Genomic DNA, 25,953 nt, shown 5'->3' with positions numbered 1-25,953 from the left:
GGATTGTCGAAACTAGGGTTCTTGGGATCAGGCGTCGAGGATCGGCGCAAAGCCGCCATGGACCCGCCGCTGGTTGTCGTAGGGCATGGTGTCGGCATACATGCGCGGATCGGCAATCACCTTTTTCCAGGCGTCGTCGCGCGCCTGCTTCGACGGCCATTCGACCCAGGCATAGACGACAACCTCGTCGCCCGTCGCTTTCACGGCGCCACGGTAATCGGTTATCTTGCCGTCGGGAACATCGTCGCCCCACGCTTCGACGACGCGGGTTGCGCCGTGCTCTTTGATCACCGCGGCCTGCTTCGCCGCCACGGCAAGGTAGGCTTGCTTGTTGGCGGCCGGCACCGGCACCAGCGAGCCGTCGATATAGCCGGTCTTGCCGGTCGTATTCAGGTCGATGAGCGGCGTGAAGCCGCCGATGATCATGCGCTTGCCATCAAAGGGCATGGACGCGCCGATCTCCGCCATGCGCGGGTCGCTCATCATCGTCTGATAGGCCGCGTCCGCCGCCGCCTTGTCCGCGTATTCGTGCCATGAAAAGGTGATGACTTCATCCGGCTTTGCCTTCACCGCTCCCTTGAAATCGGTGATCTTGCCGCCGGGCACGTCGTCGCCCCATCCTTCGACCATGCGGGTGGTGCCGAACTCCTTCAGCACCGATGCCGCCTCGGCGACATGCCTGCGGTAGGCTTCCTTGTTGGCGGCGGGCACCGCGGCGACAAATCCTGCGATATAGCTCATTGCGTCTCTCCTGTTGGCTGGTGCCGTTTGGCACCCTTGGCGTCTCGAAAGGTCCGAGAACGCCAATGGTCGAACGGCACGGCCTGGATTCGACATCGCTCCGAAATTTTTCTTCGGCGCGGTCGCAAACGCCACGGCTGCCTATTCGGAAGCCAGCCTGTCACCCCAGTCCAGGCGCCGGGCCAGCTTGAAGTCGGCGCCGTCGCGCTTGGTGAACAAGCGCTCGGCGGCGGTGCCGTCTTCCCTGCAAAGCTTGAGCAAAACCTTGCCGGAACCGGACTTCGGCGGAGCAAGAACCCGTGCCTGGTGCGAAGTGGGCAGTTCTCGGGACGCTGCGACATAGATGAACTTCTCGTCTTCCCACGGCACATCGGCGTCCTTTGCCAGCCTGTGCAGGCGCGAGCGGGCGACGCGGCGGGAAAAGTGGCACCAGTCGGGCGGGGTGAGCGGGCAGGGCGCCTGATGCGGGCAAGGCGCAAGCACATGCGCGCCCGCCTCGATCAGTTGCCGGCGCACGGCAAGGATGCGCTGCCAGCCGGCCGGCGTACCCGGCTCGACGATCAGCAGCGTGTCGCCGGTGAGTTGCCAGAGCCGGTCGATGAGTTTCGGCAGCGACGCCGGCGCGATTTCGTCGAGCACATAGGCGCACGTGACCAGATCGGCCGGCTCGATGTCGGCAAGGTCGATGGTGGCATCACCGGCCAGCCATCTGGTCTGGGCGGCGATAGTGTCGCCGGCAAGCGTCTCGCCGACCTTGCGCACCGCCGCGCTGGCTTCGAACAACACCGCCTGTTCGAGGTCGGGCCACTGGTCGGTCGCGGCCCAAAGCACCGTGCCAGGGCCGGCGCCGACATCGAGCAAGGTCCTGGGCTGAAAGGCAGGCTTGGCGTCGCTCAGCGCGTCGAGGCTGGCGCGGATCGCGGCATAGGTCGCCGGCAGCCGCGTCGCCAGATAGGCCTTCACCGCCAAATCCTCGGCCATGTGCAGACGGCCGTCACGCAACTCGGCGCGATAACGGTCGGACAGCGTTTTTGCCGCTTGCTTGAGTACGGCCAGCGGAACGTTCTCGAGCAGGCGCTCGACACCTTGGCGAAGGGAGGCCGGCAACTCCATCTCATGCGCCCCGCGGGACGAGAAGGATCACTGAAGCGCCGGCAATGCAGAGCGTGGCACCGGCAAGATCCCAGCGGTCGGGGCGAACGCCCTCCACCAGCCACAGCCAGCCAAGCGAGGCCGCGATGTAGATGCCGCCATAGGCGGCGTAGGCGCGACCGGCGGCTGACGTGTCGACCAGCGCCAGCAGGAAGCCGAACAGGGCAAGCGAGGCGAGGCCGGGGAGCAGCCAAAGCGGCGACTTCTCCAGCCGCCACCAGGCCCAGAATGAAAAGCAGCCGGCGATCTCGGCCAGAGCAGCGGCGGCATAGAGGACAAAGGTCATGAAAAAGGTCCCGCGACGGTCACGGGACCTTTTTCAGTGCAGGCGCCGGCAATGGCAAGCGGCAATGCTATTCCTGGTCGGCAACCTTGCGGCGGCGAGCCGGCTTGGCAGTCGGGCTCTTTTTGACGGGAGCCGTTTCACGATGCCCCATATCGCGCATCTCAAGCGCTTTTTCGCATTTGGCCATGTAGTCGCGTGTCATCGGCAGCGTATCGTTCTTCTTGGTGATCTGGATCTGGAAGATCACCAGGTCTTGCCAGCGGAAGGCGGCTTCCGAAGCCGCCAGATAAAATTCCCACATGCGGCAGAAGCGCTCGTCATAGATCGCCTTGGCCTTGTCGCGATTGGCGGCGAAACGCTCGCCCCAGTGCTTAAGCGTATCGGCATAGTGGAGCCGCAGGATCTCGACGTCGGTGACGATCAGGCCCGACTTCTCGATCGCCGGCATGACTTCCGACAGCGAAGGGATATAGCCGCCCGGGAAGATGTACTTGCGGATGAAGGCGCTGGTCGCCCACGGCACGCCGGAACGGCCGATCGTGTGCAACAGCATGACGCCGTCCGGCTTGAGCAGCGTCGCGCTCTTGTCGAAGAACGTTCGGTAGTGGTTGACGCCGACATGCTCGAACATACCGACCGAGACGATGCGGTCGAAACGCTCGTTGAGTTCGCGGTAGTCCTTCAGCTCGAAATGCACGCGGCTTTCCAGCCCTTGCGCATGCGCCCGGTCGGTGGCGACGCCATGCTGCTCGGTCGATAGCGTCACGCCTTGCACGTCGACGTCGAACGCCTTGGCGAGATAAAGGCCAAGCCCGCCCCAGCCGGAGCCGATGTCGAGCACCGTCTGGCCGGCCTTCAGCCGGAGCTTGGCGGCGATGTGGCGTTTCTTGGCGGCCTGCGCTTCGTCGAGCGTCATGTCCGGCTGCTCGAAATAGGCGCAGGAATATTGCATGTCCTCGTCGAGGAAGAGCCGGTAGAGGTCGCCCGACAGATCGTAGTGGCGCTGCACGTTGCGGCGCGAGCGCGAGGCGGTGTTGATCTGCTGCAGGCGGCGGAAGGCGTGGCGCAGGCCTTCGATGGCCTTCGACCAGGTGGCGTCGATGCCGCCGCTGCCCATGTTCTGGAAGGCGATGCGCATCACGCCCAGCACGCCGCCTTCGAGAATGTCGAGTTCGCCGTCCATGTAGGCTTCAGGCACCGCCAGCATCGGATCGAAGGTGATGGCACGCTCGGCATGAGCGGTCTTGATGTGCATGTGCACCGGTTCGCCACTGCCGTCGCCGAAAACCACCGCCGTGCCCTTGGGGCCGGTCACCTTGAGATTGCCGGTGCGCACCAGGCGGTCGAGAACGCGCTTCAACAGAATATTCATGACCAAATGTCCCCTCTCGGCCAGACAGGCTGCCTTGGCGCGTGACCGCGAAAATCGGGATCGATTTCGCCGGGGGTCTTGCGCCGAACCAAAGTTGCACAGCGTGATTTGCGCGGCCAAAGGACGCGCGACGCCATAGTCTGCAACAATATATAGGGGTTCGAAAAGTTCCATTTGGCACAAAAATGCCCGGGCGAGGGGCCCGGGCATTGGTCCAGCATGGCTGGATGACGGCAAAGCGATCGGAGGTTGGCGTTAAGTCGTGATCAGCCCATGGCTCCAATCGTCTTGCGATGTGTGATCAGGCGTTATCTTCGTCGCCCTCGAACTCGGTGTTCGGATCGAAGAAGTTCTCCGGCCGGGCATTGTCGTTGATGTCGTCGCCATAGATGGCTTCGGCGGTGGTCAGTGTCTCGCCCTTGGCCTGGCGCTCGGCTTCGTCGGCCGTGCGAGCGATGTTGAGCGTGACGGTGACCTCGACTTCCGGATGCAGCGCGATCGCCACATTGGTGACACCGATGGTCTTGATCGGCTGGTTGAGCAGGATCTGGTTGCGGTTGATCGTAAAACCTTCCGCCGTCAGCAGATCGGCGATGTCGCGGGTCGAAACGGAACCGTAAAGCTGACCGGTTTCGCCGGCGGAGCGAACGGCGATGAAGCTCTTGCCGTCGAGCTTTTCAGCGACCTGGGCCGCTTCCGACTTGCGCTCGAGGTTACGGGCTTCGAGTTGGGCGCGCTGGCCTTCGAACTTCTTCTTGTTGGCTTCGTTGGCGCGCAGCGCCTTGCCCTGCGGCAGCAGGAAGTTACGTGCGAAGCCGTCCTTGACCTTGACGGTATCGCCCATCTGGCCGAGACGGGAAACGCGTTCGAGAAGAATGACGTCCATGGTTTTGTTCCTTCGGTTGGGCGCCAATCGATGCGATGAGATCGACGCCGAATGTCTTGGGAACAGGCAGGAAGCTTGAGCGCCTTTGGCGCTGGTGTCGCTGTCCTGCCTGTTGCGGCAGTTAGAGGTTTGACCTCAACTCGGGATTTGATGTCGACCCTGCGGCGCCCGTCGCCGTGGGAGAAGAGCGGGCGGCGAACCGCCCGCATTTGAGATATTAGCGAACCACGTAGGGCAGCAGGCCGAGGAAGCGGGCGCGCTTGATCGCCTTGGCGAGTTCGCGCTGCTTCTTCTGGCTGACGGCGGTGATGCGCGACGGCACGATCTTGCCGCGCTCGGAAATGTAGCGCTGCAGCAGACGCACGTCCTTGTAGTCGATCTTGGGCGCGTTGGCGCCGGAGAACGGGCAAGTCTTGCGGCGGCGATGGAACGGGCGCCGGGTCGGGATCTGATTGATGTCGACCATTATTCTGCACCCCCTTCAAAGCCTTCGCGCGGACGACGCGGACCACGATCGGCACCGGCGTCGCCGAACGAGCGCGGCGGACGATCGCCACGGTCGCCGCGATCACGATCACCGAACGAACGCGGACCACGATCGCCACGGTCACGGTCGCCGAAGCCGCCGCGTTCCGAGCGCTCTTCGCGCTTCTGCATCATGGCCGACGGGCCTTCCTCATGCGCCTCGACCTTGATGGTCAGGAAACGCAGCACGTCTTCGGACAGGCCCATCTGGCGCTCCATCTCGTTGAGCGCGGCTGCCGGGCAATTCAGGTCCATCAGCGTGTAGTAAGCCTTCCGGTTCTTGTTGACCCGGTAGGTGAGGGACTTCAGTCCCCAGTTCTCGACCCGGCCGACGGACCCGCCATTTGCGGAGATGACACCCTTGTACTGTTCGACAAGCGCATCGACCTGCTGCTGCGAGAGGTCCTGCCGGGCAAGAAACACATGTTCGTAAAGAGCCATTATGTCTTATGCCTTTCTTCGTTTCTCTCCCGGTTCCCGGCGGCAAAAGCCTCTGCAACTTCTCTGACCCGCAAACCCTCGAAGGGGCAGGGGGAAGAAAGGAGCATGACGAGACGGTCGAGAGCGGAGACACGGGAGGCGGAAGCACTTCCGGCTTCACACGAAGGTTCTGAAAAACCTCCGGCCCTCCGTTCAGCCCCCAGCAAGGACCGGCAGATTGCGGGCGTCTATACAGCAATCCGGCCGCAAAGCAAGGGCAAGTGGCATTCGCGTGTGTCACAGCCGACAATCGGGGGGCAGCAACCGCTGAAGTTTTGGTTTCCGGCAACCACGTCTTAACCACACCAGAAGGTTGTGTGGAGTTGAAGCCTGGCCGTCAACGGTCGATTCATCAGGGAAGGCGCAAAAGCCGGGACAACCGCGCAAAGGCGGCAAGCATTTCCGGGGGTAAGGATGCTTCTCAACAAATTCTGGCGCTCGAAGAGCGGCAATTTCACGCTTGTGCTGGGACTGGGTTTGCCGGTCATCCTGACGGCTGTCGCTTTCGCAACCGATGTCTCGACCCTTATGCGGGCCAAGAGCAATTTGCAGAACGCTCTCGATTCGGCAAACCTTGCTTCTTCGCACCTTGGCGACCTCGACATCACCCGCAATGACGCTTTCAACCGCTATTTCCAGGCCAACATCGTCGGTCATGGCGAGCTCGGCAATGCGCAGGCGACGTTGACTGTCGATAAGGGCGTCAACTTCGTCAAGACAAAGGCGGTTGCCTCGGCGGACGTCAATCTCAACTTCGCCTTCCTGTTCGGCGACAGCAAGCACATCGTGGTCGATGCCTCGGCGGTCGAATCGAACAACCAGCTCGAAGTCGTGCTGGTGCTGGACAACACTGGCTCGATGGCCGGAGCGCGTATGACGGCGCTGAGGACGGCAACAAAATCGTTGCTCGACACGCTCGAAGCGGCGAAATCGCCGACGCGCAAGATCCGCGCCTCGCTGGTTCCATTCGTAACCGCCGTCAACGTCAATGGCGACGGCTTCGACCCGTCCTGGATCGACATAGACGGCAAGTCCTCAACCAACGGCGTCAATTTTCCCGTCATCGACGGCAAGCGGCCGAACCACATGGCGCTCTTCAAACAGCTCAAGAAGACCGGATGGACCGATGCCGGATGGAATGGCACCGGATGGAAGGGTTGTGTCGAGGCGCGGCCAGGCGCTTACAATATCTCCGACACGCCACCCGACACGGCCAAGCCCGACACGCTGTTCGTGCCGTACTTTGCCCCGGACGATCCCGAAGACGCCCAAAAGCCGTCTGGCTCCTATGGCAATTCGGATAAATACTACAACAACTCCTATCTCAACGATGTCAGCGACAAAACCAGGCTTGCCCAGTCGGGCATCAACATTCTGGGCATCGATCTCAGCAACCTGCTCGGCAACCTCATCGAACTTCTGTCGCCCGATGACAGGGCTGCCAGGGAAAAGATCGCCAAATATGTCGCGCCCGCCAAGGAACTCATCACCGAGATCGGCTCTCCCATCACTGTCGGCCCGAACCGTGCGTGTCCGACCCCGGTGGTCCCCCTGACCGACGATTTCGACAAGCTGCGCAAGGCGGCCAGTCAGATGACCGAGTGGAACGGCTCGGGCACCAATGTCTCCGAGGGCCTGTCATGGGGTATGCGGGTGCTGTCGCCCGCCGCGCCCTATACCGATGGAGCGCCGTGGAAGACGCCCGGCATCAGCAAGATCGTGCTGTTGCTCACCGACGGTGAGAACGTCGTCTATGGCGCCAGCCAACAGCCGACGAAGTCTGACTACACATCCTATGGCTATCTGGCCGGCGGCCGTTTCGGATCGGATAACCAGACGACCGCTGCGCGCAATGTCGACGGCTGGACCAAAAGCGTCTGCACGCAATTGAAGGACGAGGGTGTCCAAATCTACACCATGGTGCTGCAGTCCGACACCGCCGCCAACCGCGCGCTTTACAGCGCATGCGCCTCTGATCCGAGCAACTACTATGCCGTTAACGATCCGACCAAACTGCCGAACGTGTTCCTGCAGATCGCCAACAAGTTCACGAAGCTGCAATTGACGAACTGAACGCTCGATCCGGTACGGACTGGCCGGCTCCTGAAGGGAATCGTTGGTCTCAACTCGTATGGGCGACAACCTTGTCCTTGTCGACCGTTTCGGGGAAGAAGTCAGGCGCTGCCTGACGCTTGCCGAACATCATATCATACTGCAGCAGGCGGAAATCGCGGATCGCCGGGTCGATCTCCTTCTGCCGCGCCCAATCGGGCGTGGCTTCGCCAGCCGGCGTCAGCAGAAGATTGCGGTCAACGACACGGTAGCGTTCGCTCATCTCGCCCAGGAAGCCGGTGTAATAGGGATGGCTGATGCCGGCCGTCTTCAGGATATGATAGGGCAGGAAGGCCGGGCTGACGGCGCCCATGTCTTCAGCCGGCCCGGTGCGGTTCGACCAGATGACCAGCGGCGTCTCGTGGTGTTCGAGGGCGGCCTCCGGCGACGCTTCCTTGCGCGGTGCGACATTGTCCTTCAGGAAACCGGTTTCGACGTAGACCGGCCCGAGCGGCGGCAGATGGTCGCCGAAGAAGGCGATCACGGTGGGGCGGGAGCGTTTCTTCGCCCATTCGACGAGGCGTTCAAGGCCACGATCGGCATCGGCTGAGCCCTCGGCGTAGCTAAGCAGCGATTCGCGCGCCCACTGGCTGATTGGCGCCTGCACCGTGTGCGTCGGATTGTAATAGCGGTTCGGCTCATAGGGCCCGTGGTTCTGCAGGCTGACCGCAAAGAAGAACACCGGTTCGTCGCTGGCGTCGGCCTCGCTGATGATCTCGTCGGTCATCGCCGCATCCGATGCCAGCGGCCCGCGCTTTTGCATGGGCGGCAACGTCTCTTCCGACTTGAAATCGTTGAAGCCGAAATCGGCGTAGACCGCGCCACGATTCCAGAACCAGTTGGTGCCGGGATGGATGGCGCGCGCCCGGTAGCCCTGGCTCTTGAGGAAGGTTGCGAGCGAAGGCGTCGGCGTGCGCACATATTGCTGATAGGGGATGCTGCCGACTGGCAGGAACGCGTTGGAGAAGCCGGTCAGCGCCTCGAACTCGATATTGGCGGTCATGCCGCCGAACTCCGGCGAGAACATCGAGCCCGAGCGCAGCGCCCGCACATTGGGGATTGGATCGGGCGTGATGGTGACGCCAGGCAGCTTGGTCGGATCCCAGAAGGATTCGCTCATGACGATGATGATGTCCGGCTTCTCGGCCGGCACCGAGGCGGTCACATCAGGCCTGGCGATCGCCGCGATCCCCTTGTCGGAATAGCCTGGCGGCGCCGAGACATGCGCCATCGGCACATTGAGCGCAAAGGCCAGCGCAAAGCCGTTGGAGGCATAGTTTTCCTTCTGGTCCCACATGATCGGGATGATCTGCAGCCGATCCCTGGTCCAGGAGAAGGTGGCGTAGTCCATGATCGAAACGAAGAAGGCGAGCAGCGGCACTGCCAGCGTCAGCCGCGCAAGGCGCCCCTTGTGGCTGAGTGCGGGAACCTTGCGGCGCCACATCCGCCAGCCATAGACGAGCAGTGACAGGCCGGCGACGATGCCGACGACCATGGCGAGCGCGGTCATCGGCCGATCGCGCACCAAAAGCGGCAGTAGCGCGAAGATCTGGCGGGCATAGAGGAAATCGGTCGGATAGAGCGGATCGCCGAGATAATGCGACTTCTGGTGCCCGACGAAGGCAAGGGAAAGCGTCAGCGGCGCGACGATCATCAGGCTCTGATGGCTGCGGCCGAGCACCGCATCGAGGCCGATCAGGATCAGCGCAAACACGACGATGGTGGTCCAGCCCGGCTTGAGCGGCTGCAGGAAGAAGAAGACCGTGCCGGCAAAGTCGCCGCGCACGATCAGTTCGATGGCAAACACCAGGACGGCGGCGATCGCCAGGCTGATCAGCCCATAGCGCACGACCGGCCATCTCCTGCCCGGCAGATAGCCGGTGGAGGGGTCGTCTTCCAGGAACTGTGGCGCGGCCTTGCCGGCGCGTTTGTAATTCTTTGCCACTTTAACTTCCCCACCCAGCGACAAGCACGTCACTCGATTGTCATGGAATTGTCACGCAAAGCTAGCGCCTGTGGCCAAAATAAGAAGAGCCAGCAAACGAATCGTGAGCGGTTTTCATCAGGAGTGATCGCCAAAAAGCCTTTCGGAACAGGCACTCGGCAGGCAAAGTCGCCGCCGGGCAGCGGGGAACCGGGCTTGACTTGGCGGCCTGCCTTGCGTCACAGGCAAGAAAAACCCGTCTATCAGGCAAGCAAAACCAGCCCTTGGGAGCCCTCGCATGGCCGTTGCATTCACCTTTCCCGGACAAGGCAGCCAGGCAGTCGGCATGGGCAAGGATCTCGCCGACGCCTTTCCCGAAGCGCGCAGAATCTTCCAGGAAGTCGACGACGCGCTCGGCGAAAACCTGTCGAAGCTGATCTGGGAAGGGCCGGAAGAGGCGTTGACGCTGACCGCCAACGCGCAGCCGGCGCTGATGGCGGTGTCGCTGGCCGCGATCCGGGCGCTGGAATCGCGCGGCTTCTCGCTGAAAGGCAAAGTTGCCTATGTCGCCGGCCATTCGCTGGGCGAATATTCCGCGTTGGCGGCTACCGGCTTCGTTTCGGTTGCCGATGCCGCCCGGTTGCTGCGCATACGCGGCAATGCCATGCAGGCGGCGGTGCCGGCCGGCGAGGGCGCTATGGCGGCGATCATCGGATTGGAACAGGCCGATGTTGAAGCAGCCTGCACCGAGGCATCCAAAGGGTCGGTCTGTCAGATCGCCAACGACAATGGCGGCGGTCAGCTGGTTATTTCCGGAGCCAAGGCCGCGGTCGAACTGGCAGCGAAACTGTGCACGGAAAAGGGCGCCAAGCGTGCGCTGATGCTGCAGGTCTCCGCACCTTTCCACTCCGCGCTGATGGCGCCTGCGGCCGACGTCATGCGGGAAGCCCTGGCCGGCGTGACAAAGAATTCGCCGGTGGTTCCCGTCCTGTCCAATGTCACGGTTAGCCCGACCAGCGATCCGGACGAGATCGCCCGCCGCCTGGTCGAACAGATAACCGGCCGCGTACGCTGGCGCGAGACGGTGGAATGGTTCGGCGCGAACGGCGTCACCACACTTTACGAGATTGGCGCCGGCAAGGTGCTTTCGGGATTGGCGCGGCGCATCAACCGCGATATCGCCACCGCGTCGGTCGGCACCGCGGCTGACGTCGAGGCGGCCATGGTGGCGCTTGCATAAAGCGTCATTTGATCCCATCCCTGTAAAGGGTGTTCTCTTCTCAATCAGGAGACAAAAATGTTCGAATTGACTGGCCGCAAGGCGCTCGTCACCGGTGCATCAGGCGGTATCGGCGAGGCGATCGCCAGGATGCTGCATGCGCAGGGCGCGATCGTCGGCCTGCATGGCACCCGCCTCGAGAAACTGGAAGCGCTGGCTGGCGAGCTTGGCGACCGGGTCAAGCTGTTCCCGGCCAATTTGTCCAACCGTGACGAGGTCAAGGCGCTCGGCCAGAAGGCGGAGGCCGATCTCGAAGGCGTCGACATCCTGGTCAACAACGCCGGCATCACCAAGGACGGGCTGTTCGTGCGCATGTCGGATGCCGACTGGGACAGCGTGCTCGAGGTCAACCTGACCGCCGTGTTCAGGCTGACCCGCGAGCTCACCCATCCGATGATGCGCCGCCGCCATGGCCGCATCATCAACATCACCTCGGTGGTCGGCGTCACCGGCAATCCCGGCCAGACCAATTACTGCGCCTCAAAGGCCGGCATGATCGGCTTTTCCAAATCGCTGGCGCAGGAGATCGCCACCCGCAACATCACCGTCAACTGCGTCGCCCCGGGCTTCATCGAATCGGCGATGACCGACAAGCTCAACGACAAGCAGAAAGAGGCGATCATGGCGGCGATCCCGACGCGGCGCATGGGCACCAGCGTTGAAGTCGCGTCCGCCGTCGCTTATCTCGCCTCCAACGAAGCCGCCTACGTCACCGGCCAGACCATCCACGTAAATGGCGGCATGGCTATGATTTGACGAGGTTCGGCAGCAACGCCGGCGGGTTGTGAAAAGAGACCATTTCGGCTTGGACCTCAGCTATTTTTCGTGTAATGCGGCCCGCAACCCGGCGGTTCGGGCAAAAACCGGTCCGTAGTCGTTGCGTTTCCGGCAGGACCATCTTTCAGCTTGATTAGCGGCATTCTGCCCGCTAACGAAGACAGACAAACAAAAGACGAGGATGCCCAAATGAGTGACACCGCAGAGCGCGTCAAGAAGATCGTCATCGAGCACCTTGGCGTCGATGCCGACAAAGTGACGGAGCAGGCGAGCTTCATCGATGATCTGGGCGCCGACAGCCTCGACACGGTCGAACTCGTCATGGCGTTCGAAGAAGAATTCGGCGTCGAGATTCCCGACGACGCGGCTGAGACCATCCTGACCGTTGGCGATGCCGTGAAGTACATCGACAAGGCTTCGGCCTGACGCTTTCCGCAGTCATCACCGGGGAGGACCTGCGATGAGGCGTGTCGTCGTCACGGGCCTTGGGTTGCTGTCGCCGTTCGGCATGGGCTTCGAGCACAGCTGGAAAGAACTTCTGACCGGCCGCAGCGCTGCCAAGCGCATCACCGAGTTCGAGGTGGAGGATCTTGCTTGCAAGATCGCCCACGTCATTCCGCGCGGTGACGGCAGCAATGCCACCTTCAATCCCGAGGCCGTGCTCGAGCCGAAGGAATTGCGCAAGATCGGCGACTTCATCCTTTACGGGATTGCCGCCGCCGACGAGGCGCTGAAGGATTCCGGCTGGGAACCCAAGACGCATGAAGAGCAGTGCGCCACCGGCGTCCTGATCGGCTCCGGCATCGGCGGCATCGAAGGCATCGCCGAGAACGCGATGATCCTCAAGGAGCGCGGCCCACGCCGCATCAGCCCTTTCTTCATCCCGGGCCAGATCATCAATCTCGTCTCCGGGCAGGTTTCGATCCGGCACGGGCTGAAAGGCCCAAATCATGCCGTCGTCACGGCCTGTTCGACCGGCGCGCACGCCATTGGCGATGCTGCCCGGCTGATCATGTGGGGCGATGCCGACGTGATGGTCGCCGGTGGCGCCGAAGCGCCGGTGACGCGGCTGTCGATCGCCGGCTTCGCCGCATGCCGGGCACTGTCGACGGAACGCAATGATTCGCCGCAAACTGCGTCGCGCCCCTATGATCGCGATCGCGACGGCTTCGTCATGGGCGAGGGCGCCGGCGTTGTCGTGCTCGAGGAGCTCGAACATGCCAAGGCGCGCGGCGCCAAGATCTATGCCGAGGTGACGGGTTATGGTCTCACCGGTGACGCGCATCACATCACGGCGCCCGCCGAGGATGGCGATGGCGCCTTCCGTTGCATGACGGCGGCACTCAACCGGGCCAAATTGACGCCTGCCGACGTCGACTACATCAACGCGCACGGCACCTCGACCATGGCCGACACGATTGAGCTCGGCGCTGTCGAGCGGCTTGTCGGCAATGCCGCGTCGAAGATTTCGATGTCGTCGACCAAGTCGTCGATCGGCCATCTGCTTGGGGCGGCGGGTGCCGCCGAAGCGATCTTCTCGATCCTTGCCATCAGGGACAATGTCGCGCCGCCGACCATCAACCTCGACAACCCGGAACGCGAAACCGCGATCGACCTGGTGCCGAACAAGCCGCGTGCCCGCCAGATCGACGTGGCGCTGTCCAATTCGTTCGGCTTTGGCGGGACCAACGCGTCGCTGGTCTTCCAGCGTTACAATGGCTGATCGTCCGGCTGCCGGGCGGCGCTTCGGCGTGCCGTCAATTTTGCCATATTCGCCCCTACTCTGCCGCTGGGGATTCGTTGGGCGATCAAACGGTAGGGCGAAATGAACACAAATCCGGCAGGCAACGGAGAATTCGGGCAACGGCCGGCGACATCCGGACCGATCGTGCCGAAAACAGCCAGCGAGGCGTTGCGGCCGGAGGCCGGCACGCCGCCGCCGAAGCGCTCGCGTGCGTCACGCAGCCAGGTCGTCGTGTTCATGAACTTCGTCATCTCCTCGGTGATGCTGTTGGTTCTGGCGGCCGGCGTCGCGGTCTATTTCGGCAAGCAGGAATTCACCGAGCCCGGCCCCTCGGCCAATGGCGATACCTTTCTGGTCAAGCCGAACACCGGCGTCCAGGATATTGCCGACCAACTCGAGCGCCGCGGGCTGATCAGCGACGCCCGGGTATTCCGCCTTGGCGTGCGGGCCTTCGGCAATGATTCCGCGTTGAAAGCCGGCGAGTACGAGATCAAGCCCAGGGCGTCCATGCGCGATATCATGGAGCTTTTGAAGAGCGGCAAGTCGGTGATGTATTCGCTGACCATCCCTGAAGGACTGACGGTCGACCAGGCATTGCAGCGCATCGCCGAGGAGGCTGCCTTGAGCGGCGACATGCCGGCAACCACGCCGCCGGAGGGCAGCCTCGCCACCGACACGCTGCGCTTCACGCGCGGCGCGACACGCCAGCAGATGGTGGACAAGCTGCTGGCGGATCAGAAGAAGCTGGTTGACGATGTCTGGCAGCGGCGCGCGCCTGACCTGCCGCTGGCCAACGTCGAGGAGTTCGTCACGCTGGCCTCGATCGTCGAGAAGGAGACGGGCAAGGGTGACGAGCGTTCGCGAGTTGCCGCCGTCTTCCTGAACCGGCTTGCCAAGGGCATGCGCCTGCAATCCGATCCGACCATCATCTACGGGCTGTTCGGCGGCAAGGGAAAGCCGGCGGACCGGCCGATCTACCAGTCGGACATCCAGAAACAGACTCCCTACAACACCTATGTGATCAATGGCTTGCCGCCGACGCCGATCGCCAATCCGGGTCGTGCAGCGCTGGAGGCGGTGGCCAATCCGTCGAAGACCGCCGACCTCTATTTCGTTGCCGACGGCACCGGCGGGCACGTCTTTGCCGCGACGCTGGACGAGCACAACGAGAATGTCGCCCGCTATCGCGCGTTGCTGAAGAAGCAGGCCGATGATGCCGCCAAAGCCGCCAAGACGACTGGCACCGGCGACAGCAATGCCGTCAAGCCGGCTGACGGTGCACCGGCTGACGGTGCCGACGACAGCGGCGGTGACGCGGGCGCTGCCCAGTAAATGAAGAAAGGCGTTGCCCGGCAGGCAACGCCCTGACATTTGGAAGAGCGCCGCGCGTCCGGTTTCGACGCGCCTGCGGCGCAGTCTTTTTTCAAGCCGCACTCGCTCTGTCCGGAAAGCCGGTTCAGGGCGATGTGCCAGGGACGTGTGGGCGATATGAATTTGCAGAGCATGACCGGTTTTGCACGTGCCGTCGCCGAGCACGAAGGCACCTCGATCGCCTGGGAGGTCAAGTCCGTCAACGGCAAGAGCGTCGAGGTACGGCTGCGGCTGCCGCAAGGCTTCGAGCGGTTGGAACCTGCGGTCCGGCAAATACTTCAGAAACGTTTTGCACGCGGCAATTTTCAGGCGACGCTGACCATCGGCCGTGCCGTCGGCGCGCAGGCGCAGCCGGTCGTCAACGAAGCCTTCCTGAAGGACTTGGCCGGGCTCGCCAAGCGGCTGCAGGAGCAATTCGGCGTTGCTCCCGCGACATCAGACGGATTGCTGTCGCTGCGCGGCGTGCTCGACATTCCCGAAACTGTCGAAACCGAAGAAGTGAGGGCCGCGCTCGATGCCGCGATCATGGCCGCGCTCGAAGTGGCCTTGAACGGGCTCGAACAGGCACGGCAGGGCGAAGGAGCCGCGCTGGCTTTGCTGTTGTCGGGTCATATCGACACGATCGAGACGCTGACGCTGCGGGCAGAAGTGGATCCATCCCGCGAGACCGCGGTGATCCGCGAACGCATCGCCGAGCAGGTCAGGCTGCTGATGGACGCTTCCGCCAATCTGGATGCCACCCGACTGCATATGGAGGCGGCGTTCCTGGCCACCAAAGCCGATATTCGCGAAGAGATCGACCGGCTGAAAACGCATGTCGCGTCCGGCCGGGCTCTGCTGCTGGGCGGCGGTGCGGTCGGTCGCAAGCTCGATTTTCTGGCACAGGAATTTAACCGCGAATCGAATACGCTGTGTTCCAAGTCGAATGCCGCCGCCGTCACCGCGATCGGGCTGGACCTGAAGGCGGTGGTCGACCAGTTTCGTGAACAGATCCAGAATCTGGAGTAGCCGATGGTTGCCAAGGATTTGGGGTCCCGCATTCGCCGCCGGGGCCTGATGCTCGTCTTGTCATCGCCATCCGGCGCCGGCAAGTCGACGATCGCGCGCAATCTTCTGGAAAGCGATTCCAGCCTCGAACTGTCGGTCTCGGTCACCACCAGGCCGCGCCGTGGCAGCGAGATCGAAGGCGTTCACTACCATTTTAGGACGATGCGCGAATTCGAGCGGCTTCGTGATTCCGACGCGCTGCTGGAGTGGGCCGAGGTGCATGGCAATTGCTATGCGACGCCGCGCGAACCGGCCGAACTGGCGCTGTCCGAGGGGCGCGACATGCTGTTCGACATCGACTGGCAAGGTGCCCAGCAGCTCAAGGAGAAGATGCGCGCCGACATTGTCTCGATCTTCATCCTGCCGCCATCGATGAAGGAGTTGAAGGCACGGCTGAAGCGCCGCGCCGAAGACCAGGAAGCGGTGATCGAAACGCGGTTGAAAAACGCCCGCAACGAGATCGAGCACTGGAAGGAATATGATTTCGTCATCGTCAATGACGACCTCGACCGCGCCTTCGCCGAAGTGCGCGGTATCGTCGTCGCCGAGCGGCTAAGACGCGACCGCCGGCCAGGCCTGTTCGATTTCGTCTCGGGACTGTTGGACGAGAAGACGGGCTGAGACCTCTTCCTTCGCCCCGTTCACGGGGAGAAGGTGGCCCGAAGGGCCGTATGAGGGGCGGTGCTGGCATTTCAAGGTTCGTGCTGCCCCTCATCTGCCTGCCGGCATCTTCTCCCCGTAAACGGGGAGAAGGGAGCTACACCGCATTGGTCAGCCGCACGAATTCCTCAACGCTGAGCGTCTCGGCGCGGCGTGTCGGATCGATGCCGGCGCGTTCGAGCAGGGCCTCGCCGCCGAGGCTCTTCACGCTTTGCCGCAGCATCTTGCGACGTTGGCCGAAGGCGGCTTCTGTGACGCGGCCGAGTTTTTTCACCTCGGCGGGCAGGGGCGTCGGGCGCGGCACCAGATGAACCACCGAGGAGGTGACCTTTGGCGGCGGCGTGAATGCCTGTGGCGGTACGTCGAAGGCGATCCTCGCCTCCGTTCGCCAGCCGGCAAGAACCCCCAACCGGCCATAGCTGTCGCTGCCGGCGGGAGCGACGATGCGCTCGGCCACCTCGCGCTGGAACATCAAAGTCATCGAGGTGTAGAAAGGCGGCCAGTCGCTGACCGTCAGCCAGCGCACCAGCAGCTCCGTGCCGATGTTGTAGGGCAGGTTGGCCACGATCTTTACCGAGCCCCCGGTCACTCGACGGGCAAGGCCTGCGAAATCCGTCTTCAGCGCGTCGCCGGAAACAACCTCCAGCCGGCCGGGATAATGATCGGACACTTCGGCAAGAGCAGCCAGGCAACGTTCGTCGCGCTCTATGGCGATCACATGGCGCGCTCCATTGGCAAGCAAGGCGCGGGTCAGCCCGCCGGGGCCGGGACCGACCTCGATGACGGTTGCATCGGACAAGTCGCCGGCGGTGCGCGCGATCTTGCCGGTGAGGTTGAGGTCGAGCAGGAAATTCTGGCCGAGCGCCTTCTTCGCCTGCAGCCCATGACGCTCGATCACCTCGCGCAGCGGGGGCAGCCCGTCGATGCTCATGCCCGAGATCTCATACAGCAACCGCCTTCGTGTTCGCGTCGGCCAGCCGCCGGGCAAGCTTCAACGCCGCTATCAGGCTGTCGGGCCGCGCCACACCCTTGCCGGCGATGTCGAAGGCGGTGCCGTGGTCGGGTGAGGTACGGATGAAGGGCAGGCCGAGCGTGACATTGACCGCCTCGTCGAAAGCCAGCGCCTTGGCCGGGATCAGCGCTTGGTCGTGATACATGCAAAGGGCCGCGTCGTAGCCGGCCCGCGCCCGGACATGGAACAACGTGTCGGCCGGCAAAGGGCCGAAAGCGTCGATGCCGTCGGCACGCAGGATGTCGACCGCCGGGCGCACGATCCGCTCGTCCTCAAGGCCCATGGCACCGCCTTCGCCGGCATGCGGGTTGAGCCCGGCAATGGCCAGCCTCGGCTTGGCGATGCCGAAGCGGCCGGTAAGGTCGGCAGCGGTGATACGCGCGGTGGCGACGATCAGCTCGGTGGTCAGTGCCTTCGGCACGTCGGCCAGCGCGATGTGGATGGTGACGGGAACGGTGCGCAGGTCGGGGCCTGCCAGCATCATCACCGGCATGGCCTCGACGCCGCTGTGCCGGGCCGCCAGATGCGCCAGATACTCGGTGTGGCCGGGGAAGCGAAAGCCGGCATCGTAGAGCGGCTTCTTGGCGATGGGGCAGGTGACCACGGCCGAGGCTTCGCCGGCAAGGCAATCGGCGACGGCGCGGTCGATGGCCTCGATGGTGGCGGCCGCATTGGCCAGATCCGGCCGGCCGGGACTGTCGATGCAGCGGGCGGCTAGCGGAACGATTGGCAAGGCGCGCGCAAAGACCTGCGCCGCTTGCGCTGATGTCGTTTCGACGACCGGCAGCGAAATGCCGAGCAGGCGCGCCCGTGAGGCGATCAGCGCCGGATCGGCGAGCAGGTAGAAGGGGGGCAGGACGGCAGCTTCGCGCGCCATAAAGGCGGCGATGGCGATCTCCGGCCCAATGCCGGACGGATCGCCGGCGCTCAACGCGAGCGCAGTCACTGCGTTGCTCACGTCAGCGCTTGACGATGCGGGCTTTTGCCTTCAGCTCGTCGACATATTTCTTGCTGAGCGCGTCGGCATCCTTGTCGCCGCCGGAGCCTTCGGCCTGAAACGCCATCTGGGCGACCTTGTCGTCGGACACTTCGCGCGACGAGCAGATGCCGATGAATTCGACGCCGCGTTCGGTTTCGCGCGTGGCGGTGGCGCCGCCGACTTTGGTCGCCTTGATCTGCTCGGCCCAGTCCGGCGGCAGCTGCGGCGCCAGCACCCGGCCCAGATCGCGAACGGTGACGTCGATCAGGCCCTTGGCGAATTCGCGCGTCGTGTTGCAGCCGTTGAAGCGGGCGCGCATGGCGTCGGCCTCGCGCTTGCGTTTGCCCAGCGTCGCGCTGCGTTCAGCCGCCGGCACCACGAAGATGACCTGCTGCAGCATATATTCGGTGGCGCTCGGTTTGGCGCCGCCTTTTTCGAGCATCTTCCTCACGAGATCCTGTTCGCTGACGGCACCGGTGCCGTCGCCGGACCGGTAGCGCGCGCTCAAGGCCTGGTTCCAGGCCATCTGGGCGCGGATGAATTCCTTGAAGTGGCTCCTGGTGACGCCTGACTTCTCCATGACGCCGTCGAGCTGGCTGAGCTGCATCTTGTTGCTCGAGGCAAAGCGCTGATACGCCGCATCGACCTGCGCGTCGCTGATGCGGATGCCAAGCCGCTTGGCCTCGGCCATACGCAGCGTCTGGTCGATCATTTCCTGGCCGGCATCGCCCTTCTTGCGCTGCAGCTTCAGGAAGGCGGCGCGATGGGCTATGTCGCCGGTGGTGACCGGAATGTTGTTGACGACGTATTTGATCTCGCTGGCGAAAGCCGGCGGCGTCATTGCAGTGATCGACACGGACGTCGCCGCCACGAGCAACGCGAAACCTGCTGAAAAGAGGTATTTCCTCATCGTTGGCATCCCAATTCTATCTCGGTCCCGCCCAATTTCATCTTTCCAGGTGCGCGAAATCCGTGCCAGACCTATGCGGCGAAACGATGTCGCCGATTGTTACTGGATCGTGTCGATGGCACTGGTCGACGAGCCGAATTCGCCGAGGGTGCGGAACGACAGATTGAAGCCGATGGTCTGCGACACCTCCCTGGTGTTCAGATCGCGCGACTGCGAGTAGGTCATCAGATAAGTGAAGCAGGAATCGTTGTAGGCGAAGCCGACACCGTCCTTGACCAGCAGGCTTTGCTGCAGGTCGTAGGTTCCTGTGCCGAAGACGCGCCAGTTTTCGGCCAGATGCGTGGATGCACCAAGTGTGACTTCGTGACGGTCTTCCGTGAAACCGTACAGCGGCTGGGCCTGGATGAAGGCGTATTTGGCACTCAGCGACACAGGCAGGCCGGAATAGGCGGCCTTCACCTCGGCGCGGCGGACCTCGAAGCTCTGTTCGTCGAAACGGCCGCTGACCGAGGCCGCGAAGCCGTTGGGGCTGTTGATGCCGAACAAGCCGACATAGTCGGATTTGGTCGTGTCGAGGCCGGAATTGGCGCCGACATTGACCAGATCCGGCGCGGCAAAGGAGTTCTCGCCGCCGATCTGATAGGATTGGCCGAAAATGGCATTGGTACCCCAGCCATTGTTGTACGAGCCGGAATAGCGGAGGCCGACATTGGCGCGCGAACCGCCTTCGACGCGGTCGTAACCGGAGAACTTGTCGCGCTCGAACAAGGTGGTCGCGTCGAAGACCATGCTTTGGGCGTCTTCGTTGGGCACCGAGAGGCCGCCGACATACTGCTCGTTCGGACGCATGAAGACCTGCGCCATTGGCTCGATGACATGGCTGGACCCGCTGGCCATGGAAAACAGCACCGGCCAACGCATCTCGAGGCCCGCGGTTGCCATGTAGCGGGCAAATGACGAGCGCATATCGTCCTGCTCGCCCAAATGCGTTGCCATTCGGTCGATGGCGTCTAGCGAAGCCGACGATGCGTTGAGGTAGTCCACATCGCCCTGCAGCGCGAGCAACGGCGTTAGCACCAGTCCGTCATCTGTGACGAAACTCCGCTTCCACTCGGCCTCGGCGGTGAGGCGGCCCGATTCGCCTTCGATGCCGCGGACGCGCTGCGTCGGAGTGAGGGCATTGTAGGGCTGGACGAAGGTCTCGTCGACATCGTCGCGGCGGATGACACGCGCGTTGACATTGAGGGACAGCTGGCCGCCGGCCACCGACGCATCAGGAATATAGGCGTAATCGAGCGACGGCAGCACCCAGGGCTGTTGTCCGCTTCGCGCAGAGATATTATCGTCAGGCGTATCTTCCTGCACATCGAAATGCATGGCGCGCACGTCGAAATAGTTGCGGCCGTTGAGACCCGTCAAGTAGACCGACGACTGGTGGACGCTGCTATTGTACTTGTCGATGCCGTAGGTATTCGAGAAGTTCTTGTCGGTCTGCAGCAGCACGTCCCAGCCGAAGTTCCAGCGTGAGTTGATGGCGAACTGCCCCTGGGTACCCATCATGCCGCGGAATTTGTTGGGGTCGCCGGCGCTGCCCGAATTGACGTTGTGGCCAGAGCTGGATGGGAAGGCAGCGGTGTCGAGGAAGGCGTCGGGATTCTGCTGGTGTATCCCGGCGATCTTCAAGCTGTACTCGCCATTGTCGAAGCGCTGACGCCACTCGGCCTCACCGAGGAAACCCTGCTTGGTATAGCCGGTGCCGGTGACGGTCAGGTCGTAGGTCGGCGCCAATGCGAGATAATAGGGGACTTTCACGCCGACGCCGAGATCGCTCTTGTAGATGATGCTCGGGATCAGGAAGCCGCTCTTGCGCTTCACCGTCGGGTCGGCAATTTCGAATGCAGGCAGATAGGCAAGCGGAAAACCGAAGAACTCGAAATTCGCATTCTCGAAGCGAACCGTCTTCTTCTCGCCGTTCCAGATGATCTTCTTGGCCTTGACGCGCCAGGTCGGCGCTTTATCCGGCTTATCCTCGCACGGCTCGCAGGCGGTGTAGACGCCATTGTGGAAGGTGGTCAGCACGCCGCCCATGCGTTCGGCGCTTTCGGCGGCGAAATAGGCCTTGTCGATGGTCTCGACCCGCAACGCGTTGACGAAGCCGTCGGCGAAGTCATCGGTGATATCGATATGCTGCGAATTGATCTTGGTGCCGTCGCTGTTGATGACTTCGACGTTGCCACTCGCGACCATCCGCTTGGTGTTGCGGTTGTATTCGACCCGCTGGGCGACAAGGCGATTGCCACCATAGTCGATCTGCACACCGCCAACGGCGGTCACGGTCTGGTTGTCGTTGTTATAGACCAGCGTATCGGCAGCCAGCAGCATTTGCGAGCCGGCCGGAACCGAGGTCGCCATGTCGCCGACGTCCTGCGCAAGCGCCGGTGCCGGAACGGCGTAGGCAAGCACGCACGCCAAGGCGGTCGCCGCATAGAGGCGCGCCAAACCGGCCTGCCTGTTGCTGGGCAAAAACGCCTCCCTCACTAGCCGTCTTCCTTGTATAGCAGGAAAGTCACCCCGAAGAACATAGCCACCATGACCGGTACCCAGGCGGCTACGACAGTCGGCACGAATCCCGCCACGCCGAATGCCTTCACCAGCACCGAAACGACATAAAGCAGAAAGCCAGCGATGATGCCACCCAGAATCATCGTCGCCGACTGTCCCATCCTAGCAAATCGCATTGAAACCGTTGCCGCGATCAGCGTCATGGCGACGAGAAGGAACGGCAACGCCACGAGCGAATCAAACTGCATGGCAAAGGCATTTGCCTTGAGGCCGAAGGAGCGGGCAACCTCAATCTTTCCGGGCAGGTCGTAGAAGGGGATGGTTTCGGGGCGCGCCAGCCGCTCTTGCACGAATTCGGGCTTCAGATTGGTCGGTACGCGATCGGTTGCCGATGCCTGGATCATGCCGTTCTGGAACGTCTTGACGTCCTGCAATTCCCAATAGCCGTCGCGCAAGAAAGCACGGGCGGCGTCTTTGCGCTCGACGATGTTGCCTTGCGGTTCGAGAATGAAAAATACGACATCGGCCATTTCCAGGCCCTGGTTCAGGATGGCCCGCGCACCGATGATGGTGTCCCCCGAACTGGTTTTCTGCCGGATCCAGGGCGCGGCATCGGCCGAGACCGTATTCGATTTGCCGGAACGCAGCTGGGTTTCGATCTGCTCGGACCAGGAGAATGCGTGCGCGGCGAGCGGATTGATGACGCCAACCGACAGGACGCCGAACAGCAAGGCTCCGATACAGCAGGGCAAGAGGAACTGCCAGGCGGAAACGCCGGCGGAACGCGCGATGACCAGTTCGTAGCGCCGGTTCAGCGACACCAGCGTCGCCATCGCGGAGAAGAGACCGACGAACGGCACCGTCTGCAGCATGATCATCGGCATACGGAGGCCTGAAATGGCTACCGCCGTGCCGTAGGTGAAGCCGGGCAGGCCGGTGGTGCGGCCGGACAGCTCGGTGAAATCGATCAGGAACACCAGAGCCAGGAGGCCGATGAAGAACCAGATGGTGATCGTCACATAGCGGAAGAAGAAATAGCGGCCCAGTGTCCAGCCCATCAGCCGACCCCTTGCCCTGAAGCGCCGCGCCTGGACAAACGCAATTTGAGAGCATTCCAGCTGTCAGCGATGCGCGTGGCGAAGTTTGTCATCCAGTCCGCCCAGGTCACGGGCAGTTCCAGTGTCCGGTTGGAGACGATGAACCAGATCGCCACCGCGGAAGCCACGATCGGCACGCCATAGACCATATACGCATATTGCGGGACCTCATCCGCCTTGCTGGCGGCAAAAAAGCCCAGCCAACGCACGAACAGTGATATCGTGATCGCCGTGATCAGCGGATTGACGCGCGCCTCGCGGTGCGAGCGCGCATCTCCGGCGACCGCAAGCGCGATCAGCGCGAAAACCATGGAATAGGTCCATTCCGAGAACCGCTGGTTGACCTCGGCCCGGTATTCGTAGGGGTTTTGCTGATAGTACTTGTCGTTGGCGCCCGGGTTGAGCAGGTACTGCGTCGTCTGGTCCTTGGGCAGGAGCGTCACCGCCGAAGCCGCCGCCATGAAAGCCGACATGTCGAAGGCGTAGGAGGTGAAGCGGATGACGGAGAGATCGCCGGTCAGCGTTTTGCGATGGATGACGCCGTCATTCATCATCAGCACCTTTTCACCGCCGCGTTCGACGATGCTGCCGGTCTTGGCGTAGTAGACGAGGTTGACGCCTTCTTCTCGCGAATCGGCGACGAAAATGCCGCCCAGCCGATTGTTGGGAAGGCGCTCGCCGACCTGCAGGAACAACCCGTCGTCAATCTTGCGGAAGGTGCCTTCCTGGATGATCAGCGACAACAGATCCGCGCGCGACGACGCCACCAGGGCCCGGTTCTTCTGCCGTGCGTAAGGGTCGATGCCGTTGTCGACGGCAAAGGAAAAAACGGCGGCGGCGAGCGCCAGCAACATGATCGGCCGCACGATCGTCCAGCGCGAGGCCCCCGCAGCGTTGACGACGGCGAGTTCGGAATCCGAATTCATGACACTGAGTGTCTGTGCGACCGCCACCACCAGCGCAAAAGGCACCACGATCGGGATGATGGACGGAAGGATGAGGGCGGCGACTTCGAAGAAGGTCAGCGCCGACTGGCCGCTGTCTGTCACCAGATCGATCTTTGCCAGCACCTGCGTCGTCCATACGATCGCCAGCGTCCACACAAGAGCGGCCATGAAGACCACGAAAGCGCGGCGCATGATGTAGCGTTCAACGACCTTCATGAAGGCTTTTCTCGATTTTTTCGAACGGCATCATGCCACCGAACAAGGTAGCTGTCCGGCAGCGCCTGCACAACTGGCTCATCAGATGGTCTATCCGGGTTCTGTCCCACATCACGCCCCCCGGCTGGGCGGAGTGTCGGCGGGAATGGATAAGAAAGGGCGAACATCGATGGTTAACAACAGGTTGCGGCAAAAAGCGGGGCCGTGCCGCGACGAATCGTCATCGATTCCATAGGTCATATGGGATGCCAATTCGGCAAAGTCTTGCCAAATGCCGGAAAACGACCAAATGTCGCGCATCGTTTCGAACCGCTTCCCCAAAGTCGCGCATTCCCTGAAAGCAGGACATGATGAATCAAAGACCGTCGATCGCATTCGCCAAATTTTCCCAGAGCGCGGTGAACAAGAAGGGCACGGTCTTCGTGCTCGCGGCGGATGAGGGCGGCCTGAGCGACGTCGCCAAGGCCGGCGATCCCGGCAAGACATTGGAGCGGGCCTTTCCCGTGGCTGAGTTCACCGGCAAGTTCGCCAGCACGGTGGAAGTTCTGGCGCCGCAGGGAGCGTCGCTCGACAGACTGGTGGCGGTAGGCGCCGGCAAGGTATCGGGACTGGACGAATATGCGTGGCTGAAACTTGGCGGCACCGTTGCCGCGTCGCTGCGCAAGGCGACCGAGGTAGCGGTGATCCTCGATGTGGTCGGCGCCTCGCCGAGCGCGAAGGACGCGGCAAGTCTTGCCGCGGGCATTCTCCTGCGCAGCTATTCCTTCGATAAGTACAAGACCAGGAAGGACAAGGACGACGGCAAGGCGGAGCCGAAGAAGCCGGTCAAGGTGACCATCCACACCGCCGATCCAGCCGCTGCGAAGAAGGCCTTCGCCGATGCCGAGGCGGTGATCGACGGCGTCCTTCTGGCGCGCGACCTCGTCAACGAACCGGCAAACGTGCTTGGGCCGGTCGAGTTCGCTGCCCGCGCCAAGGAACTCGAGGCGCTAGGCGTCAAGGTCGAGATATTGGCTGAGAAGGAAATGAAGAAGCTCGGCATGGGCTCGCTGCTCGGTGTCGCGCAGGGCTCGCCGCGTGGCGCCCGCATGGCGATCATGCAGTGGAACGGCGGCAAGCCGAAGGACAGCCCGATCGCCTTCGTCGGCAAGGGCGTCACTTTCGACACCGGCGGCAATTCCATAAAGCCGGCATCGGGCATGGAGGATATGAAGGGCGACATGGGCGGCGCCGCCGCCGTTACCGGCCTGATGCATGCGCTGGCGGCCCGCAAGGCGAAAGCCAATGTCGTCGGTATCATCGGACTGGTCGAAAATGCCGTCGACGGTCATGCCCAGCGTCCCGGTGATATCGTCACTTCGATGTCGGGCCAGACCATCGAGGTGCTCAATACCGACGCCGAGGGCCGCCTCGTGCTGGCCGATGCGTTGTGGTACTGCAACGACCGCTTCCAGCCGAAATTCATGGTCAATCTGGCGACGCTGACCGGCGCCATCATGGTGGCGCTCGGCCAACATTATGCCGGCCTGTTTTCCAACAATGACGAACTGGCCGAAAAGTTGTCGGCGGCGGGGCAGGCGACGCAGGAACGGCTGTGGCGCATGCCGCTCGGCGCCGAATACGACAAGCTTATCGATTCCAAGAACGCCGACATGAAGAACATCGGCGGCCGTTTTGGCGGTGCCACCATCGCGGCGCAGTTTCTGCAGCGCTTCGTCAAGGACACGCCATGGGCTCATCTCGATATTGCCGGCACGGCGATGGGGGCGCCGTCGAACGAGATCAACCAGTCCTGGGGTTCCGGTTTCGGCGTCAGGCTGCTCGACCGGCTGGTGCGCGACAATTATGAGCAGTGAACGGCTTCGATTACTATA

The 25,953-nt window shown here is 62.7% G+C and carries 23 protein-coding genes; 9 read left to right on the top strand and 14 right to left on the bottom strand.

All coding sequences use genetic code 11. The features are described 5' to 3' along the window. Nucleotides 1-27 precede the first annotated feature (27 nt). The 7 genes from MESCI2_RS01000000134935 to rpsF form a co-directional block, all read right to left on the bottom strand. The gene (locus tag MESCI2_RS01000000134935) at nucleotides 28-741 is read right to left on the bottom strand and encodes a DUF1428 domain-containing protein (RefSeq protein WP_032900986.1); all 714 of its coding nucleotides are present in this window, start codon (nucleotides 739-741) and stop codon (nucleotides 28-30) included. A gap of 141 nt (nucleotides 742-882) precedes the next feature. Beyond that, nucleotides 883-1,854, bottom strand: a complete 972-nt coding sequence (locus tag MESCI2_RS0119145) for a small ribosomal subunit Rsm22 family protein (protein WP_027037980.1) — start codon at nucleotides 1,852-1,854, stop codon at nucleotides 883-885. 1 nt (nucleotide 1,855) lies between these two features. Continuing rightward, nucleotides 1,856-2,179 (bottom strand): YnfA family protein, encoded by a 324-nt coding sequence (locus MESCI2_RS0119140; protein WP_027037979.1) that lies wholly within the window; start codon nucleotides 2,177-2,179, stop codon nucleotides 1,856-1,858. Between the two features lie 67 nt (nucleotides 2,180-2,246). Then, nucleotides 2,247-3,551, bottom strand: coding sequence for an SAM-dependent methyltransferase (locus tag MESCI2_RS0119135; RefSeq protein WP_027037978.1), 1,305 nt, complete (start codon nucleotides 3,549-3,551; stop codon nucleotides 2,247-2,249). 301 nt (nucleotides 3,552-3,852) lie between these two features. After that, the gene (rplI, locus tag MESCI2_RS0119130) at nucleotides 3,853-4,437 is read right to left on the bottom strand and encodes a 50S ribosomal protein L9 (protein ID WP_027037977.1); all 585 of its coding nucleotides are present in this window, start codon (nucleotides 4,435-4,437) and stop codon (nucleotides 3,853-3,855) included. A gap of 217 nt (nucleotides 4,438-4,654) precedes the next feature. Continuing rightward, complete coding sequence (gene rpsR / locus MESCI2_RS0119125) at nucleotides 4,655-4,903, bottom strand: 30S ribosomal protein S18 (RefSeq protein ID WP_006203718.1); 249 nt, start codon at nucleotides 4,901-4,903, stop codon at nucleotides 4,655-4,657. Beyond that, complete coding sequence (rpsF, locus tag MESCI2_RS0119120) at nucleotides 4,903-5,403, bottom strand: 30S ribosomal protein S6 (RefSeq protein WP_013532520.1); 501 nt, start codon at nucleotides 5,401-5,403, stop codon at nucleotides 4,903-4,905. Before rpsF ends, rpsR begins: the two co-directional genes overlap by 1 nt. 453 nt (nucleotides 5,404-5,856) lie before the next feature. Here rpsF and MESCI2_RS0119115 point away from each other — a divergent pair, with 453 nt between their 5' ends. After that, complete coding sequence (locus MESCI2_RS0119115; RefSeq protein WP_027037976.1) at nucleotides 5,857-7,515, top strand: pilus assembly protein; 1,659 nt, start codon at nucleotides 5,857-5,859, stop codon at nucleotides 7,513-7,515. A gap of 49 nt (nucleotides 7,516-7,564) precedes the next feature. Here the strand turns inward: MESCI2_RS0119115 and MESCI2_RS0119110 are convergent, their stop codons facing one another. Then, complete coding sequence (locus MESCI2_RS0119110; protein ID WP_081738799.1) at nucleotides 7,565-9,523, bottom strand: LTA synthase family protein; 1,959 nt, start codon at nucleotides 9,521-9,523, stop codon at nucleotides 7,565-7,567. A gap of 253 nt (nucleotides 9,524-9,776) precedes the next feature. Between MESCI2_RS0119110 and fabD the strand changes: the two genes are divergently transcribed. The 7 genes from fabD (at nucleotide 9,777) to gmk (ending at nucleotide 16,317) form a co-directional block, all read left to right on the top strand. Further along, the gene (gene fabD, locus MESCI2_RS0119105; protein WP_027037974.1) at nucleotides 9,777-10,718 is read left to right on the top strand and encodes an ACP S-malonyltransferase; all 942 of its coding nucleotides are present in this window, start codon (nucleotides 9,777-9,779) and stop codon (nucleotides 10,716-10,718) included. Between the two features lie 57 nt (nucleotides 10,719-10,775). Further along, nucleotides 10,776-11,513: a 3-oxoacyl-[acyl-carrier-protein] reductase gene (gene fabG / locus MESCI2_RS0119100; RefSeq protein WP_027037973.1), complete on the top strand. Its 738-nt coding sequence runs from the start codon at nucleotides 10,776-10,778 to the stop codon at nucleotides 11,511-11,513. Nucleotides 11,514-11,723: 210 nt separating this feature from the next. Then, nucleotides 11,724-11,960 carry an acyl carrier protein gene (locus MESCI2_RS0119095; RefSeq protein WP_006203723.1) on the top strand — a complete coding sequence of 79 codons (237 nt, stop codon included), beginning with the start codon at nucleotides 11,724-11,726 and terminating at the stop codon, nucleotides 11,958-11,960. A 34-nt stretch (nucleotides 11,961-11,994) separates the two neighbouring features. After that, nucleotides 11,995-13,257, top strand: a complete 1,263-nt coding sequence (fabF, locus tag MESCI2_RS0119090) for a beta-ketoacyl-ACP synthase II (RefSeq protein WP_013532515.1) — start codon at nucleotides 11,995-11,997, stop codon at nucleotides 13,255-13,257. A 102-nt stretch (nucleotides 13,258-13,359) separates the two neighbouring features. Next, nucleotides 13,360-14,610 (top strand): endolytic transglycosylase MltG, encoded by a 1,251-nt coding sequence (gene mltG / locus MESCI2_RS0119085; RefSeq protein WP_027037972.1) that lies wholly within the window; start codon nucleotides 13,360-13,362, stop codon nucleotides 14,608-14,610. Nucleotides 14,611-14,766: 156 nt separating this feature from the next. Beyond that, entirely contained in the window at nucleotides 14,767-15,657 is an 891-nt protein-coding gene (locus tag MESCI2_RS0119080) for a YicC/YloC family endoribonuclease (protein ID WP_027037971.1), read from the top strand. A gap of 3 nt (nucleotides 15,658-15,660) precedes the next feature. After that, a complete protein-coding gene (gmk, locus tag MESCI2_RS0119075) occupies nucleotides 15,661-16,317 on the top strand; it encodes a guanylate kinase (RefSeq protein WP_013532512.1) in 657 nt (218 codons plus the stop codon). Between the two features lie 136 nt (nucleotides 16,318-16,453). On the opposite strand, the gene rsmA is transcribed toward gmk, so the two are convergent. The 6 genes from rsmA to lptF all read right to left on the bottom strand — a co-directional run bounded on the left by rsmA (nucleotide 16,454) and on the right by lptF (nucleotide 24,079). Continuing rightward, nucleotides 16,454-17,287, bottom strand: a complete 834-nt coding sequence (rsmA, locus tag MESCI2_RS0119070) for a 16S rRNA (adenine(1518)-N(6)/adenine(1519)-N(6))-dimethyltransferase RsmA (RefSeq protein WP_027037970.1) — start codon at nucleotides 17,285-17,287, stop codon at nucleotides 16,454-16,456. Between the two features lie 10 nt (nucleotides 17,288-17,297). Further along, the gene (gene pdxA, locus MESCI2_RS0119065; protein WP_027037969.1) at nucleotides 17,298-18,326 is read right to left on the bottom strand and encodes a 4-hydroxythreonine-4-phosphate dehydrogenase PdxA; all 1,029 of its coding nucleotides are present in this window, start codon (nucleotides 18,324-18,326) and stop codon (nucleotides 17,298-17,300) included. A 1-nt stretch (nucleotide 18,327) separates the two neighbouring features. Next, the gene (locus MESCI2_RS0119060) at nucleotides 18,328-19,266 is read right to left on the bottom strand and encodes a peptidylprolyl isomerase (protein ID WP_027037968.1); all 939 of its coding nucleotides are present in this window, start codon (nucleotides 19,264-19,266) and stop codon (nucleotides 18,328-18,330) included. 90 nt (nucleotides 19,267-19,356) lie between these two features. Next, complete coding sequence (locus tag MESCI2_RS0119055; protein WP_027037967.1) at nucleotides 19,357-21,795, bottom strand: LPS-assembly protein LptD; 2,439 nt, start codon at nucleotides 21,793-21,795, stop codon at nucleotides 19,357-19,359. Continuing rightward, nucleotides 21,795-22,880, bottom strand: a complete 1,086-nt coding sequence (gene lptG / locus MESCI2_RS0119050) for an LPS export ABC transporter permease LptG (protein ID WP_027037966.1) — start codon at nucleotides 22,878-22,880, stop codon at nucleotides 21,795-21,797. The genes MESCI2_RS0119055 and lptG overlap by 1 nt, the downstream gene beginning before the upstream one ends. Beyond that, nucleotides 22,877-24,079 carry an LPS export ABC transporter permease LptF gene (lptF, locus tag MESCI2_RS0119045; protein ID WP_027037965.1) on the bottom strand — a complete coding sequence of 401 codons (1,203 nt, stop codon included), beginning with the start codon at nucleotides 24,077-24,079 and terminating at the stop codon, nucleotides 22,877-22,879. The genes lptG and lptF overlap by 4 nt, the downstream gene beginning before the upstream one ends. A 350-nt stretch (nucleotides 24,080-24,429) precedes the next feature. Here lptF and MESCI2_RS0119040 point away from each other — a divergent pair, with 350 nt between their 5' ends. Further along, the gene (locus tag MESCI2_RS0119040; RefSeq protein WP_027037964.1) at nucleotides 24,430-25,935 is read left to right on the top strand and encodes a leucyl aminopeptidase; all 1,506 of its coding nucleotides are present in this window, start codon (nucleotides 24,430-24,432) and stop codon (nucleotides 25,933-25,935) included. Nucleotides 25,936-25,953 lie beyond the last annotated feature (18 nt).

This window comes from Mesorhizobium ciceri WSM4083 (genome assembly GCF_000519305.1).
Taxonomy (GTDB): domain Bacteria; phylum Pseudomonadota; class Alphaproteobacteria; order Rhizobiales; family Rhizobiaceae; genus Mesorhizobium; species Mesorhizobium ciceri_B.
Note: the sequence above shows the minus strand (reverse complement) of the source record. Positions and strands in the feature narration are given on the sequence as shown.

Coding starts and splice junctions, on each gene's coding strand:
- MESCI2_RS0119095 (WP_006203723.1), top strand. CDS start 11,724: ATGAGTGACACCGCAGAGCGCGTCAAGAAGATCGTCATCGAGCACCTT.
- fabF (WP_013532515.1), top strand. CDS start 11,995: ATGAGGCGTGTCGTCGTCACGGGCCTTGGGTTGCTGTCGCCGTTCGGC.
- MESCI2_RS0119115 (WP_027037976.1), top strand. CDS start 5,857: ATGCTTCTCAACAAATTCTGGCGCTCGAAGAGCGGCAATTTCACGCTT.
- mltG (WP_027037972.1), top strand. CDS start 13,360: ATGAACACAAATCCGGCAGGCAACGGAGAATTCGGGCAACGGCCGGCG.
- rplI (WP_027037977.1), bottom strand. CDS start 4,437: ATGGACGTCATTCTTCTCGAACGCGTTTCCCGTCTCGGCCAGATGGGC.
- MESCI2_RS0119080 (WP_027037971.1), top strand. CDS start 14,767: ATGAATTTGCAGAGCATGACCGGTTTTGCACGTGCCGTCGCCGAGCAC.
- fabG (WP_027037973.1), top strand. CDS start 10,776: ATGTTCGAATTGACTGGCCGCAAGGCGCTCGTCACCGGTGCATCAGGC.
- MESCI2_RS0119135 (WP_027037978.1), bottom strand. CDS start 3,551: ATGAATATTCTGTTGAAGCGCGTTCTCGACCGCCTGGTGCGCACCGGC.
- MESCI2_RS0119145 (WP_027037980.1), bottom strand. CDS start 1,854: ATGGAGTTGCCGGCCTCCCTTCGCCAAGGTGTCGAGCGCCTGCTCGAG.
- MESCI2_RS01000000134935 (WP_032900986.1), bottom strand. CDS start 741: ATGAGCTATATCGCAGGATTTGTCGCCGCGGTGCCCGCCGCCAACAAG.
- rpsR (WP_006203718.1), bottom strand. CDS start 4,903: ATGGTCGACATCAATCAGATCCCGACCCGGCGCCCGTTCCATCGCCGC.
- MESCI2_RS0119040 (WP_027037964.1), top strand. CDS start 24,430: ATGAATCAAAGACCGTCGATCGCATTCGCCAAATTTTCCCAGAGCGCG.
- rpsF (WP_013532520.1), bottom strand. CDS start 5,403: ATGGCTCTTTACGAACATGTGTTTCTTGCCCGGCAGGACCTCTCGCAG.
- rsmA (WP_027037970.1), bottom strand. CDS start 17,287: ATGAGCATCGACGGGCTGCCCCCGCTGCGCGAGGTGATCGAGCGTCAT.
- MESCI2_RS0119140 (WP_027037979.1), bottom strand. CDS start 2,179: ATGACCTTTGTCCTCTATGCCGCCGCTGCTCTGGCCGAGATCGCCGGC.
- lptF (WP_027037965.1), bottom strand. CDS start 24,079: ATGAAGGTCGTTGAACGCTACATCATGCGCCGCGCTTTCGTGGTCTTC.
- MESCI2_RS0119060 (WP_027037968.1), bottom strand. CDS start 19,266: ATGCCAACGATGAGGAAATACCTCTTTTCAGCAGGTTTCGCGTTGCTC.
- fabD (WP_027037974.1), top strand. CDS start 9,777: ATGGCCGTTGCATTCACCTTTCCCGGACAAGGCAGCCAGGCAGTCGGC.
- gmk (WP_013532512.1), top strand. CDS start 15,661: ATGGTTGCCAAGGATTTGGGGTCCCGCATTCGCCGCCGGGGCCTGATG.